Raw genomic sequence first — 14,086 nt, forward strand, 5'->3', positions numbered from 1 at the left:
CTCCGGGACCCTCTGGTGAATTTAATCAGCAGGTGACGAAGGCCATCCCCCACCCCATGATGATTTACCAGCAACAGAAAGCCCTAGAGGCTCTGTCCTGCGTACCCCGGCCTCTGTAGTCATATCGGGTGGTTGTGGCGATATCGGCATGCCCCGCAAGCTGGCGTACCACGTTGAGGTCGGCTCCCTGCTCCAGCAACTGTGTGATGAACGTTCGTCTGAGGTCGTGCGGGGTGAAATAGTTTACGCCAGCGGCCTCGCGTAGCTGTGCTAACAGCCCCGTCAATCCAGTCGTGGTAAGCCTGTGTGGCCCTGGCCGGTCTGCCCGGCTGATACGACTGAACAACGGCCCTTCATGGTCTCCACGGCACTTCAGCCAGCGGCGCAGTTGCGTGCATACCTTCGCGGCAAGGTGAATATCACGACTTTTGCGCCCTTTCCCCTCCCTGACCCAGACAATCCCTGCGGCAACGTCAATATCCTCCGCATTGAGGGCAACCAGCTCACCCGCTCGCAGCCCGGCACCACACAGAAGCAACAAAATGGCCCGTTCGCGCTGACAGCGCACAGCGGAGAACGTCGCTGCCGCCGCCAGCATTGACCGAATTTCATGGCGGGCCAGCGCACGCCCCAGCCTACAACCGTCACCACTGACCCGCCTAACGTTGCGTATGCGCGCAAGCGTGTCAGCATCCATCAGACCCATACTGAACGCGCTCATGGCAACCGATTTCAGCGCCGACAGTGCCATGTTCACGGTAGCAACAGCATAGCCAGCATCCAGCATGTGCGCACGGACCAGCATCACCCCCGTGTAGTTCAGCATCTGCCAGGGATAGCTGTTGGTATCCGAGCCCGGAAGCAGGATACCGGCACAGCGCCGAAGCTGGCTTTGCATCCCCTTGCGCCCGGCAGGCGTCAGACCTGCCAGCCAAAGCTGTGCCGGGTTGATGGTGGGGACGTTTTTTTGGCGCACAGTTTCCGCACGCCTGCCCTTGCGGTTCGAGGTCATAACATCATCCTCAATACTTAAAAATGGAGTATCCCGGCCATGCAGACCGGGGAAGCCGTCAATTCATCTGGTGATGCCATTCAGCCCTGTGTGGTCACTTTTTCACACCATAACGTTGCAGATAGTGGTTAAGCCCCTGCCCGGCTCCTGACTCAAAGTTCCATGCCCGCCAGATAAGCTGACCTTCAGCATCGCGTATTGCCAGACGGAAATGGGTATGCTGGTCATCCTCAATAGCCACACGGTCATACGCCGCCATAATGGACTCCGCGTCCTGTCGGGTGAATGTGTCCGATGGTAGCAATGGCAACGGCGTGGAGGGGCTTGCTGGTACTGAGCTGTCCGGGCCGGGCCTGCGCCCCTGCGTGATGTAACTGACGACCTGATACGTTTCCCGCTTCAGGAGCCCGGTGGCTTTTCGCGCCCGGAGAACATCAATAGCAGTAATCAATGAGGAGTCAGGGTGAAAGCCCGCATGGCCCCGATCTGTGCGTACCAGGTCATACTTCTCAACGACGGTATTCAGGGCTTCCATCATGGAAACACCAGCGTCAATATGCGCCTGAATGGTGCCTTCCTCACCAAACGGCGTATCGTTGAGGGCAAGCCCGTAGTGCTGTGCCAGCAGGTGAGTCAGCAGGGTACGCCAGACATCAGCGGGCGACAGGCAGCACGATGTCACCCGTGTCGGTGAGACAGGTTGTTTTTTCATGACAGTATTCTCGTAGGTAATGTGAATGGTATTGAAAAGAAGGCGCGAACATGAACGGCAACCCGATCCGCGCTTATGGAAATCCGCCCGCCAGAAGGGAGAACGGATGTTTACCGGTGCGCCCGACAGCTCAGTGGTTCAGCTTTCCCACAGCACACGGGTGGTGTAGACCCCACTGGCGTGATAGCTCAGGAAGTTGCGCTCCCACAAGGTGTAGAGCGCCCGCGCGTCAGACGGGGACAAATCCCCTGTCCGCCAGTGCCAGACGTAGCCCTGCGACCAACTGATATCGATGATTTTCTCCAGTTCCGGGTAGACCGTGCCGACGTAGCCAAAATCGGTGGCATAGTCCAGGCACCACTCGTCCCCCTGGTGAACCAGCCGGATTTCCACCGGGTGATAACCGCCCCGCTCCGCGCTGTAGTCCGGGTCCCGGAAGTTGAGTGTAACGGCGGTGACGCGATGCTTGTGAGCGGGTATTTCTCTCGCCTCTGCCATCAGCATGTCGAACAACTGCAGACTGACAGGCAGCACAAAGCCTGCCGGCTGAATAACGGCATTGATGTTCATGGGTAAAACCTCAGTATTTACAGTTTAAAAAAACGTGAAGGGATAAAGCGGACGTGTCTTAGCGTGGATAATGTGTATTAAACCAGGTAACTCACAGTAACCCGTGTTCAGCGAAAGACCAGGCTTTGTCGCCTCCCACAATGAGATGGTCGGTCACGCGGATATCCAGCAACGCCAGTGCGTCTGTAATTTTTTGGGTAATGAGTTTATCGGCCTGGCTCGGTTCAGGCTCACCACTGGGATGGTTATGCACCAGTATCACAGCAGCAGCGTTGTGCGTCAGTGCCAGGCTGACTATTTCGCGGGGATAAACCATCGTCTGGCTCAGCGTACCGGTAAACAATGTCTGATAGCCGAGAATATGATGTTGCTGTGAAAGCATTATCACACCAAAAGATTCACGGTTTTCAAGCGCCAGCTTCATCACCAGCCACTGACGTACATCTTCAGATGAGGTGATTTTTCGGCGATTGCGAAACTGGCGGGTCAGCAAAGAATGGGCAAACCGGATAATCTGTTCGCGGGTAACCGGCTCCAGCGTCTGATAATGACCGCTACGATCACTTGCGATAAACGTCATGATGTACTCCTTACCTTTTAGTTCAGAATTCACGTTCAACAAAGTAAATGGCATCCGGCAGCAACGTATGGCGCTTCAGCTCAGGTTGTACTGAAAACGTGTCCTTTCGCTGGCTGCGTATCCCCAGGCTATCAAACAAAAACAACCGGGTAGCATCGGTACGAACCACCACTGACCAGTGCCATGTGGTCCCCATAATCACCACGCGCTGCGCTTGATTCTCCGGTGAAGCCAGCCAGTCGCTGATATCATGAAATATTCGGTGAGTTCTCAAGGTTCGATAACGGAAGGGAGTATGAAAATAGAGGGGATAATGTTGGGCGTAATGCCCTCTCAGCAGAACATCTGCTATCAGGTGGTCCATCTGCTCTTCATCCAGGCCAAGCGTCAGGAGATCAAATAAGTCCCATCGTCGCTTATAGCTGCTTAGCAGGCGGTACATTAATTTTTCCCGCCTTACTCTGCCGTCATAGAGGTAACTCAGGGTATTAATCAGGCTGTAGATGCCACACAAATAGTCATGCTGTCCCTGGCGGGACGCATGAACGTCTCGAGGAAGTGTCATTGTAAATTTCCGGGATAAGTGATGGCTGTGAACCAGCCGGAATGGTGGTGATACAGTGGCTGAGCGCATGATGGCTGCCACTGTATAAATTATAACAAAATCAATATATTAATGCAAGTGATTCTTGTTATCACTTATCCAGCGACTCCTTCACTTGTTACTGGTTAACGTCTCCTTCAGACAGGTCCCTTGCAACCTGAGCCAGAGCCTGCTGCAAAAGTTTATCCCTAGAGGCCGGTTTCATGGTACGGAACAACTGTATCCACAGGTTAAGCTGCTCGTCTGCTGAGGTATCTGCCGCATCCCGCTCACTTTTCAACGCCATCCCTGCCGCGCTGATATGGTACAGAAACCCCTTCCCACTGGTGCGTTTGCGGCGGATTTCCGGATGTAGGGCTGTGAGCTTTTCCAGACGTAGCCGCGCCCCTTTCGCTGTGCCCGGCATTCCTTCCATTCCGGCAAACTGCTCTGCTGTAAGCCACTCCCCCCTGTCCGTCATTCCGGCATCACAGGGCTCAGTCATCTGTTCACTGCTCATAAAATTTCACCTCTTATCAAAGCGTTAGTTAAATGAGCGCAAATAACCATAAAAGGAACTTGATAACTTCCTTTTGTTCGCTTTTAATATCTCCGGTACTAACAACCCGGAGTGAATACATTGAGTAACTCAACAGATTCGCAAAAAAAGCGAAGTAAGGGAAGTGCTGTTAACTGGCACCGGGCAGATATTGTCGCCGCCCTGCATAAGCGGGGACTTTCCCTGTCAGCTCTCTCCCGGCAACACGGGCTGGCTTCCAGGACGCTGAATAACGCTTTTGAGCGCCACTATCCGCGGGCGGAAAAGATTATTGCGGAGGCACTGAACACTACGCCCGAAACCATCTGGCCTGAGCGCTATGCAGGTAGGTCTGTCAAAAACGAAAGCTGAAGGAAGCAGGGTATGTCGACCACCATTACTGAAGTAACGGAATGCTTTGAGTACCTTTTTAGTTCCCTTTACCGGAAAGCATTTGTCAAAACCCTGCGCCTTAACGAATGCAGTGAACGGGAGTTGCTACCGCTGGTACGCTGCTACCTGCTGGGTTGGTTTGCCGACAGCGTCTCACCGGAAGTCCGGGGGAAACTGCCCGGCAGTATCTCCGGGCATGGCTATATTGATTTCGTCATTGACGATGTGGCGGTGGAGTTCGCCGTCCGTAAGCCAGGAGCCGCCCGTTCTGCACTGTCAGCCTCAGTCAACAGCACGGAGGTAAAGAAACTGATGAAGTATGACGGCAAAGCCCTGCTGGTACTGTTCGATTTTTCTGACACGCCCTATACCGAAGAACAGATTGAGTCCTTCAGAAACTGGCCCTCCCTGGGCCGAGGCAACCATCGTAAATCAGCGTTCAATGTTGCGTATTTCTTTGTGGAAAAACGCAGCCCGCTGACACCCAGGAAAATCACCAGAAATATCCGCATCCGTTAACGGTAGCGCGCATAACGGATAATGAAAACGTCAATGAAAGGAGATCACCGAAGATGAGGAAAACCGCTGCCATGTTGCTTCTGGCATTTTCAGGTTGTGCCGGGGCAAAAACACTCCCCGCAGAAAATTTGCAGGGGCTGTATGAGGCTTATGCCACCCTGAATACCTGCCACCAGTATGGTTACACTGGCGATGAGGCCTTAACCGCACTGGACAAACTTATCCGCAGCAATCGCTATCAGGATAATACCGGCAACATCATGACATTAACGAAGGACAATATTAACTATTACCATTCCCTTCAGGACCGCTTTATTCTTGAGCAGCAATTCAAAAGCGAAGGAATAAACCAGAGCGGTATCCGGCTCCAGATAAAAACCCTCTGCGACCAGATGAACGCCGCTGTTGGTGGGAAGCTGGGTGTGAAAACTCGAGTTATTTCACCGGATGACCTTCCCGCCAGCGCAAAACCTGTTTTTGACAAACCGGCCACTGACAGTGCCCCGGCAATTCCGGAAGACCGACCGATGACATGGGACAACAGCCCGGTCCAGGGTATTCCGGTTCAGTGAGGGGTAACACAATGAAGAAGCATATTATTACCGCACTGCTCATCACAACAGTATCCGCTCCGGCGCTGGCAGCGTACCCGGTAAGCCAGCCTGCTCAGGCCGCAGAAGTGATGGTCAGTATGTGCCAGCAGCAGCGTTCGGGTATGGACAAGAACCAGGCCATCCGTAAAGTCTATGGCACCGTAAGCGACTGGCCCATAGCTTCAACAACTGAAGTTGCTGCTGCGATGGATGAAGGATGGAATTTTGCTGTACAAAATCCAGAGATAAGTTGCGACAGAATTTATCCCATGATGATTGACATGCTGGATGGGAAAAAGGATTGAGAAACCAAGCTTAACTTAAGTTGGCAAAACCAATCTGCATCAATTGAAATTTCACATAGCGATGTGCCCTCCAGCAGGGCACAATTATTATAAACCGTCTGCTATGAGCGAAAAGCGGACATTCCTGTACAAAGCATGGCGTTGGAATACAGTAAGATCATTGATTAATAAGTGAGTCGAATCAGAACAGTAGCCAATGAAACAAAAAATTCGCAAACGTAACCAAGACTGGATATCAAGGCAATTGAAACGTGCGCAAAAGAGGAAATGCCGTTAAGTTTCTTTATTAACTTTCCCTCAATATGAGCAACTGCTTGTAATGGTGTGCGCCTTAAACGGCATGGTCGTCTCAAGCCGGACTGGAGTCGCGCATTGTTTCATTAGGGTTGGGGAGAAGTGCCTATTGTTGGGCAAAAAGTAGTGTTTACTGGTTTGAGGGATTTGATAAGGAGCAATTGCCTGTTGAATGGGGTGCGCTGTGGGAAGATGCCTGAATATATTGGTTTTGATTTGATCTCACAGTGCAACACACAATCAACTCTTACAGTCTGCTGTGAGCAAAAATTGCACATTTCTAACAGCCTTCCGTGTGAATCAACGAGGAGCAGGTCACTGGCACAGAGGGGACGTTTAACCCCGTCCGGCCTCCGCTGAATTGGCTGCCAATTCCGTCCGGTCGTACCTGCCTGAGCCGTCTACTTCAGTAAAAACTGAATCAGCATAGCAAACATATATACTGTCGCTGCAATTTGTATTGTTCGCACTCCCCATCTGAGATATCGCCATTTATGACGTTCTCTGGCATCGGCTTCTTCAATGGTGGATTCAGTATGCTTTCTTCTCTTTGTCCTGAATGGATCAATTACCCATAGGGCAAGAATAAAGAGAACGATTGTTTTCTGAAGTATGGGATGATCCACGAAGAGTGACTCCGGCCTGCTCGCTGATACAATCAGAATAGATGAACAATCCCGAAATAATCAACACTAAATGTATGGCAATTATTTATTTTCGTCCTGGCTGGATTTTGTGACCTGCTCCCAACAAATTAACATAGCACAATGTAAGCAAGTTCTGCTTTTGGCACGAAGCGGACTTGTTAACTGGGTTGGAGATCCGCTTTGAGCGAGAAGTGGGCCTTCGGTTATATCATTTCCTTTGTGCAAATAGTTATCATCACAATCGCAATCTGTGAGTGATTATACCAAGCGGATGGCAACACCAGTTACAACGTGGCAAATACGCCACAGCCCCCTGATGTAATTAATCCAGAAGGGTATCTAAATAATCAGCCCATATCTGCAACCATTTTTTACACTCAGCATCATATTTATATAGATTATAAATACCTTCTACCCCGCCTTTGGTATGCCCAAGAACAGCCTCAGCGACTTCATTAGGGCATTGTAACCGTGATAACCCTGTTCGTACCGTCCGCCTTAAATCATGTGGCCTCCAACCGGGTATATCTAGCATTTTTCCTGATTCCCGCATACGCCAAGCGTTCTCAGTGAGATATTTCTGCTGTATTGGCAACTTCGTACGGGATGAAGGGAACAAATAAGCATCGGAATTGAGTCGTAAAACCTTTAAAAAATCAATGGCCTGATTAGGTAGCTGCACATAGCGTTCAATGCCTGTTTTTGTTTCACGTAGGTGTATTGTCCCCTTTTCAAGGTCAACATCCTTCCATGCCATATTGCAGACTTCACCGGTACGACACCCGGTCCAGAGAGTCAGACGTAACACGTTTTTGATCGTTGGCGTGTAAGCCGAACCCGGAAGCCATTTAAGGAATTTTGCAAGCTCGTCCTCGCTCAGTACTCGTGTTCCACGTCCGTTTGTGAGCTTGATTCTGGTCTGTCGTAAGCTGGATTTTGCTAACAGCGCCGGATTCGCGAAATTATCATCAAATCGCCCAAGGCCGATTGCAAATTCATATGCGAGTGAAAGCTCCCTCAGTACATTCCCAGCCTGTACGGTTGCACCTCGAGCTACAATGTTATTGATTAAATTAATGACATCCTGGCGCGTAATCTCAGCAGCATTCCGGGTTCCTAAGCTTTTAACAGCGTCACCATAGAGAGTACGACGAACCTCAGCCTGCCCTTTCGGCTTTCTGGCACCGGGAATGACCTTCCCGTCCTTCGTTTTACGATCCTCAATACGTTCGGTAAGATACAGTTCAACCAATCCCTGTACGGTCAATTCAGGGATCTTAGCCTGTTCAGCTTCAATCGCACGCTGGAGCTTATCTTGTTTGAGTTCAGTCGCAGGGCACCGACCTTCCTGTCGGAGGAGCTTTAATTCGTGGAGTTTGAGACGTGCAGCAGCTAGAGAAGTCTGCGGAAAGTTACCAATTTTAACCTGAGCAAGCTTGCCAGTCAGAGGACTTGTGTAACGGTAGAAAAAAGACTTAACCCCAGTTGCACCGCAGGAGACACGTAAGCCACGATTTTCGCCTACATCAGCCTTATCTTTGTCGCCAGGCTTCATCATTTCTACCGCTTTAAACGAAAGTGGCTTTCCCTCTTGTTTTCCTACCATAAAGACTCCGTTATCATGCACCTTATGCAGTCATGAACATAAATGTAGGTTGCACTGTGTGTGCCCATATTTTACCAAGTCACAGGTTGGCAAGCTACACTTTAACCTACATTTAAATGTAGGATTTCATGATATTCGATGAGACATAGTGAAACCTAACGATAACCACAAAAACCACTAACTCATTAAAAATTAAGAAAACGGACATCACAAACCGATGAGTACAATAGAAAATCTAGACTCTCACACCCCAATGATGCAGCAGTATCTGAAGCTAAAAGCACAGCACCCGGAAATTCTGCTGTTCTACCGCATGGGCGACTTCTATGAACTGTTCTACGATGACGCAAAGCGCGCATCGCAGCTGCTGGACATCTCGCTGACCAAGCGCGGCGCCTCCGCCGGGGAGCCGATTCCAATGGCGGGTATTCCGCATCACGCGGTAGAAAACTACCTCGCCAAGCTGGTGAATCAGGGGGAGTCGGTCGCGATTTGTGAACAAATTGGCGACCCGGCCACCAGCAAAGGGCCGGTTGAACGTAAAGTGGTGCGTATCGTAACCCCCGGCACCATCAGCGATGAAGCGCTGTTGCAGGAGCGTCAGGACAATCTGCTGGCGGCTATCTGGCAGGATAACAAAGGCTACGGCTACGCGACGCTGGACATCAGCTCCGGGCGTTTCCGCCTGAGCGAACCCACCGACCGCGAAACCATGGCGGCAGAGCTGCAGCGTACCAATCCCGCCGAGCTGCTGTATGCCGAAGACTTCGCCGAGATGTCGCTGATTGAAGGCCGTCGCGGCCTGCGCCGCCGCCCGCTGTGGGAATTTGAAATCGACACCGCGCGCCAGCAGCTGAATATGCAGTTTGGCACTCGCGATCTGGTTGGCTTTGGCGTCGAAGGCGCCCCCCGGGGTCTGTGCGCCGCTGGCTGTCTGTTACAGTACGTAAAAGATACCCAGCGCACCTCGCTACCGCACATTCGATCCATCACCATGGACCGCCAGCAGGACAGCATTATTATGGACGCCGCCACCCGCCGGAATCTGGAAATTACCCAGAACCTGGCCGGGGGCGTAGAAAATACGCTGGCAGCCGTGCTGGACTGCACGGTAACCCCAATGGGCAGCCGCATGCTCAAACGCTGGCTGCATATGCCAGTACGCGACACAAAAATCCTTACCGAGCGTCAACAAACCATCGGCGCCCTGCAGGATGCCACCGCCGAGCTGCAGCCGGTGCTGCGCCAGGTAGGCGATCTGGAACGTATTCTCGCCCGTCTGGCGCTGCGTACCGCGCGCCCGCGCGACCTTGCCCGTATGCGCCATGCTTTTCAGCAGTTGCCAGAGCTGCGCGCTCAGTTGGCTAGCGTCGACAGCGCGCCGGTGCAGATGCTGCGTGAAAAAATGGGTGAATTTCGCGAACTGCGCGAGCTGCTGGAACGGGCGATCGTTGATGCGCCGCCGGTGCTGGTCCGCGACGGCGGGGTTATTGCCCCCGGCTATCACGCCGAGCTGGACGAGTGGCGCGCGCTGGCCGATGGCGCGACCGACTACCTTGACCGCCTGGAAATTCGCGAGCGTGAACGTACCGGTCTGGACACGCTGAAGGTGGGCTATAACGCCGTCCACGGCTATTACATTCAGATCAGCCGCGGCCAAAGCCATCTGGCGCCCATCAACTACGTACGCCGCCAGACGCTGAAAAACGCCGAGCGCTATATCATCCCCGAGCTGAAAGAGTACGAGGACAAAGTGCTGACCTCAAAAGGCAAGGCGCTGGCGCTGGAAAAACAGCTATATGACGAGCTGTTTGAGCTGCTGCTGCCGCATCTGGCCGATCTTCAGCAGAGTGCTAGCGCGTTAGCCGAGCTGGACGTGCTCATCAACCTCGCCGAGCGCGCATATACGCTGAACTACACCTGCCCTACCTTTACCGACAGGCCCGGCATTCGCATTACCGAAGGCCGCCATCCGGTAGTGGAACAGGTGCTTAACGAGCCGTTTATTGCCAACCCGCTAAACCTGTCGCCACAGCGCCGGATGTTAATCATCACCGGCCCCAATATGGGCGGTAAAAGTACCTATATGCGGCAAACGGCGCTGATTGCGCTGCTGGCCTATATCGGCAGCTACGTGCCGGCGCAAAGCGTCGAAATTGGCCCCATCGATCGTATTTTCACCCGCGTGGGCGCGGCGGACGATCTGGCATCCGGCCGCTCGACCTTTATGGTCGAGATGACTGAAACGGCCAACATTCTGCATAACGCCACCGAGCACAGCCTGGTCCTGATGGACGAAATTGGCCGCGGAACCTCAACCTATGACGGCCTGTCGCTGGCGTGGGCCTGCGCCGAGAGTCTGGCAAATAAAATCAAAGCGTTAACGCTGTTTGCCACCCATTACTTTGAGCTGACCCAACTGCCGGAAAAAATGGAAGGCGTAGCTAACGTGCACCTCGATGCGCTTGAGCACGGCGACACGATTGCCTTTATGCATAGCGTGCAGGACGGTGCGGCGAGTAAAAGCTACGGGCTGGCGGTCGCCCAGTTGGCTGGCGTGCCGAAAGACGTGATTAAGCGCGCGCGGCAGAAGCTGCGCGAGCTGGAAAGCCTCTCGCCAAATGCGGCTGCGACCCAGGTTGATGGTACGCAGATGTCGCTGCTGTCGGTACCAGAAGAGGTGTCGCCGGCGGTAGAAGCGCTGGAAGGTCTGGATCCGGATGCGTTAACCCCACGTCAGGCGCTGGAGTGGATTTATCGGTTGAAAGGCATGGTGTAAATCGTTCCCGATGCCGCAGCGCGCGGCCGGGCTACGCCTGTAGCCCGGCAGGTGGAAATGAATGGGTGCTGGAGGGTAAACCCGGGCAGTCAATACGCGGGGTTGCCCCCGCGTCGTCGCTACTTCTTCGGTTCGTAAGCGAGAATAGCTTTAAACTCCATACCACGCTCCCGGATACTCAACTCACACAGCGAATCGCGCACCATTAACGTGAACCCTAGTGCTGTGGCACACAGCACGATGATTGCCACCAGGGCATACTTCGTCAGCATATCTTGCCTCCCTGCAAAGAAGAGACTAACATTCAAACTGTTCGGGTTTGTACGCTAGCCTCAGGTTGATAGAAATATCGTCTGGGGCTTTCGTCTTTCTGGAACCCTGAAAATGCTCAAAGCCCACAAAGCCTCAAGCACCCGCCGCTATTCTATGTCCGCTTGCCGCATCGCGAATAAATTCAGTCCGTTGCTACGAGGCTGCTCGCAAAATAAAAAAGCCCGGAGAGTCCGAGCTTTAGAGAGAGCGGGATGGCCTGATGGCGCTTCACTTATCAGGCCTACCGACAGTTTGCCGACCCGTTTATCAGCGCTTATCTTCCGCCAGCAGCGGCGGAATGCTCGGCACCATCGGCGCGTCGTCGATATCCTTCTGCGTCATGCGGAACGCTTCCGGGTAATGTTCGCGATGGGTGCGGCGTAGCGGCTCGGTATCTCGCCAGGTGTACAGACAGTGCTGGCACTGGTATACGGTCCAGACATCTTTGACCGGCGATTTTGCCATGATTTCAATATGTTCATCGGCGCAACGTGGGCAAATCATCATTTTCTCCTTACTTGCGGTTAGCCAACATAGCGGTCAGTTTTTCAGCCCATGCTTTCGTTTCAGGCAGATCCTGTACGGGCTGGCTGTAGTGACCGCGGTTGTCCGGCGCAACCGGGGTCGTCGCGTCGATAATCAGTTTGTCGGTAATTCCCGCCGGGCTTGATCCCGGATCGAGTTCCAGTACCGACATGTTCGGCAGTTGCACCAGATCGCCCGCCGGATTGACCTTCGAGGAGAGCGCCCACATCACCTGCGGCAGGTTGAACGGGTCAACGTCTTCGTCAACCATAATCACCATCTTCACGTACCCCAGGCCGTGCGGCGTCGTCATTGCACGCAGCCCGACCGCGCGGGCGAAGCCGCCGTAGCGTTTTTTAGTGGAGATAATCGCCAGCAGGCCGTGGGTGTACATCGCATTCACCGCCTGCACTTCCGGGAATTCAGCCTTCAGCTGCTGGTACAGCGGCACGCAGGTCGCCGGCCCCATCAGGTAGTCGATTTCGGTCCACGGCATGCCGAGGTAGAGCGATTCAAAAATCGGTTTTGTACGATAGGAAACTTTGTCGATGCGCACCACGGTCATGTTGCGACCGCCGGAGTAGTGACCGGTGAATTCACCGAACGGACCTTCAATTTCACGCTTACGGCCTTCGATTACCCCTTCGATAATCACTTCCGAGCCCCACGGTACGTCGAAACCGGTCAGCGGCGCGGTGGCAATGGGGTACGGGCTTTCACGCAGCGCGCCGGCCATTTCATATTCGGACTGATCGTACTTCAGCGGCGTGGCGCCCATCAGGGTGATGATCGGGTCGTTGCCCAGGGTAATGGCGATCGGTAAATCCTCACCGCGCTCTTCCGCTTTATGCAGGTGCAGCGCAATGTCGTGCATCGGCACCGGCTGCAGGCCAAGCTTGCGCTTGCCCTTCACTTCCATACGGTAAATACCGACGTTCTGCTTGCCGAAGTTATCCGGGTCCAGCGGGTCACGCGAGACAACGCACGCTTTGTCGAGGTAGAAGCCCCCGTCGCCGTCATTCAGGCGGAACAGCGGCAGGATGTCGAACAGGTTAATGTCGTCACCGTCGACGGTGTTTTCCGCCCATGCCGGGTTAGCACGGCGTTCCGGGGCAATCGGAAAGTTGTCCCAGCGGCGAATAAATTCATCAATCTGCTTTTTAACCGGCGTGTTGATTGGCAATCCCATCGAGATGGCATGGTTCTGCCATGAGCCAATCGTGTTCATCACCACACGCGCATCGGTAAAGCCGCGAATATTGTCAAACCACAGCGCAGGTGCGCCGTCGCCAATGCGCCCGGTCGCATTGGCCGCCGCCGCCAGATCCGGCTCGGCGTTAACCTCTTCGCTTATTTTGAGCAGCTGACCCTGGTCCTCCAGCGCCTGCAAGAACCCGCGTAAATCATCAAAAGCCATTATGCATTCTCCTGTGAAAGTGGTGTCGCCGTCGACAGCCCCTGCCAGCGGCGCGCCTTATCATGTTTGAGGCCGAACTGATCGAGCACGCGGGTCACCACGTGCTGCACGATGTCGTCCACCGTTTCCGGATGGTTATAAAACGCCGGCATAGGTGGCACCATGGCAACGCCCATGCGCGAGAGCGCCAGCATGTTTTCCAGATGAATGGTGCTAAGCGGCATTTCGCGCGGCACCAGCACCAGCTTGCGCCCTTCTTTCAATACGACGTCGGCCGCACGGCCAACGAGACCATCGGCATATCCCGCGCGAATACCGGCAAGCGTTTTCATACTGCAGGGGATCACAATCATGCCGTCGGTCTGGAATGAGCCGGAAGAGATGGTCGCAGCCTGATCGGCCGGGTTATGGCTGAAGTCGGCCATTGCCGCCACTTCGCGCACGGTCCACGGGGTTTCCAGTTCGATGGTGGTTTTGGCCCATTTCGACATCACCAGATGCGTTTCCACCTCCGGCATGTCGCGCAGCGCCTGCAGAAGCGCAACGCCCAACGGTGCGCCGGTTGCGCCGGTCATGCCAATAATCAGTCTCATCGTTCACCTCAAATTCGTTCGTGTACGAACAATGTGCTTAACCTACTCCTGTCGACGGTATCTGACAAGGTCGTTCGCATTTTTTGTTCAATGACACGTGAGCGGCTA

At 53.6% G+C, this 14,086-nt stretch carries 16 protein-coding genes and 1 pseudogene; 5 read left to right on the forward strand and 12 right to left on the reverse strand.

Going from position 1 to position 14,086, the window contains the following annotated elements; genetic code table 11:
• Positions 1-64: 64 nt before the first annotated feature.
• The 7 genes and pseudogenes from V6942_RS07240 to V6942_RS07270 form a co-directional block, all read right to left on the reverse strand.
• The gene (locus tag V6942_RS07240; protein ID WP_136374380.1) at positions 65-1,012 is read right to left on the reverse strand and encodes a tyrosine-type recombinase/integrase; all 948 of its coding nucleotides are present in this window, start codon (positions 1,010-1,012) and stop codon (positions 65-67) included.
• A 94-nt stretch (positions 1,013-1,106) separates the two neighbouring features.
• Positions 1,107-1,322: a DUF905 family protein gene (locus V6942_RS07245; protein ID WP_282097671.1), complete on the reverse strand. Its 216-nt coding sequence runs from the start codon at positions 1,320-1,322 to the stop codon at positions 1,107-1,109.
• Positions 1,323-1,361: 39 nt separating this feature from the next.
• Positions 1,362-1,724, reverse strand: a pseudogene (locus V6942_RS07250) (TA system toxin CbtA family protein); the annotation flags it as partial.
• A 138-nt stretch (positions 1,725-1,862) separates the two neighbouring features.
• The gene (locus tag V6942_RS07255; RefSeq protein WP_136374382.1) at positions 1,863-2,294 is read right to left on the reverse strand and encodes a DUF2787 family protein; all 432 of its coding nucleotides are present in this window, start codon (positions 2,292-2,294) and stop codon (positions 1,863-1,865) included.
• A gap of 91 nt (positions 2,295-2,385) precedes the next feature.
• Entirely contained in the window at positions 2,386-2,874 is a 489-nt protein-coding gene (locus V6942_RS07260; protein WP_045146589.1) for a JAB domain-containing protein, read from the reverse strand.
• A 22-nt stretch (positions 2,875-2,896) separates the two neighbouring features.
• On the reverse strand, positions 2,897-3,439 hold the full coding sequence (locus tag V6942_RS07265) for a hypothetical protein (protein WP_000174655.1): 543 nt from the start codon (positions 3,437-3,439) through the stop codon (positions 2,897-2,899).
• A 157-nt stretch (positions 3,440-3,596) separates the two neighbouring features.
• Positions 3,597-3,977 carry a hypothetical protein gene (locus tag V6942_RS07270; protein WP_032333280.1) on the reverse strand — a complete coding sequence of 127 codons (381 nt, stop codon included), beginning with the start codon at positions 3,975-3,977 and terminating at the stop codon, positions 3,597-3,599.
• Between the two features lie 120 nt (positions 3,978-4,097).
• Here V6942_RS07270 and V6942_RS07275 point away from each other — a divergent pair, with 120 nt between their 5' ends.
• Genes V6942_RS07275 through V6942_RS07290 form a run of 4 tightly spaced genes read left to right on the forward strand, consistent with a single transcriptional unit; the run spans position 4,098 to position 5,805 of the window.
• Positions 4,098-4,367 carry a helix-turn-helix domain-containing protein gene (locus V6942_RS07275; protein WP_001442951.1) on the forward strand — a complete coding sequence of 90 codons (270 nt, stop codon included), beginning with the start codon at positions 4,098-4,100 and terminating at the stop codon, positions 4,365-4,367.
• A gap of 12 nt (positions 4,368-4,379) precedes the next feature.
• A complete protein-coding gene (locus tag V6942_RS07280; RefSeq protein WP_000108266.1) occupies positions 4,380-4,907 on the forward strand; it encodes a hypothetical protein in 528 nt (175 codons plus the stop codon).
• 53 nt (positions 4,908-4,960) lie between these two features.
• Positions 4,961-5,479, forward strand: a complete 519-nt coding sequence (locus tag V6942_RS07285; protein WP_032333282.1) for a hypothetical protein — start codon at positions 4,961-4,963, stop codon at positions 5,477-5,479.
• 11 nt (positions 5,480-5,490) lie between these two features.
• A complete protein-coding gene (locus tag V6942_RS07290; protein WP_032333283.1) occupies positions 5,491-5,805 on the forward strand; it encodes a hypothetical protein in 315 nt (104 codons plus the stop codon).
• A gap of 1,263 nt (positions 5,806-7,068) precedes the next feature.
• Here the strand turns inward: V6942_RS07290 and V6942_RS07300 are convergent.
• Positions 7,069-8,352: a tyrosine-type recombinase/integrase gene (locus V6942_RS07300; RefSeq protein ID WP_032333284.1), complete on the reverse strand. Its 1,284-nt coding sequence runs from the start codon at positions 8,350-8,352 to the stop codon at positions 7,069-7,071.
• A gap of 217 nt (positions 8,353-8,569) precedes the next feature.
• Between V6942_RS07300 and mutS the strand changes: the two genes are divergently transcribed.
• Entirely contained in the window at positions 8,570-11,131 is a 2,562-nt protein-coding gene (gene mutS / locus V6942_RS07305; RefSeq protein WP_333501039.1) for a DNA mismatch repair protein MutS, read from the forward strand.
• A gap of 119 nt (positions 11,132-11,250) precedes the next feature.
• Here mutS and V6942_RS07310 read toward each other — a convergent pair whose 3' ends face one another.
• The 4 genes from V6942_RS07310 to V6942_RS07325 form a co-directional block, all read right to left on the reverse strand.
• Positions 11,251-11,403, reverse strand: a complete 153-nt coding sequence (locus V6942_RS07310; RefSeq protein WP_106926090.1) for a Hok/Gef family protein — start codon at positions 11,401-11,403, stop codon at positions 11,251-11,253.
• 307 nt (positions 11,404-11,710) lie between these two features.
• On the reverse strand, positions 11,711-11,947 hold the full coding sequence (locus V6942_RS07315; protein ID WP_106926088.1) for a non-oxidative hydroxyarylic acid decarboxylases subunit D: 237 nt from the start codon (positions 11,945-11,947) through the stop codon (positions 11,711-11,713).
• Positions 11,948-11,957: 10 nt separating this feature from the next.
• Positions 11,958-13,385, reverse strand: a complete 1,428-nt coding sequence (locus tag V6942_RS07320; RefSeq protein ID WP_106926086.1) for a non-oxidative hydroxyarylic acid decarboxylases subunit C — start codon at positions 13,383-13,385, stop codon at positions 11,958-11,960.
• Positions 13,385-13,978: a non-oxidative hydroxyarylic acid decarboxylases subunit B gene (locus V6942_RS07325; protein WP_333501040.1), complete on the reverse strand. Its 594-nt coding sequence runs from the start codon at positions 13,976-13,978 to the stop codon at positions 13,385-13,387. The genes V6942_RS07320 and V6942_RS07325 overlap by 1 nt, the downstream gene beginning before the upstream one ends.
• Between the last annotated feature and the right edge of the window lie 108 nt (positions 13,979-14,086).

Origin of the sequence: Kluyvera genomosp. 2 (assembly GCF_036759865.1) — a bacterium.
Taxonomy (GTDB): domain Bacteria; phylum Pseudomonadota; class Gammaproteobacteria; order Enterobacterales; family Enterobacteriaceae; genus Kluyvera; species Kluyvera ascorbata_B.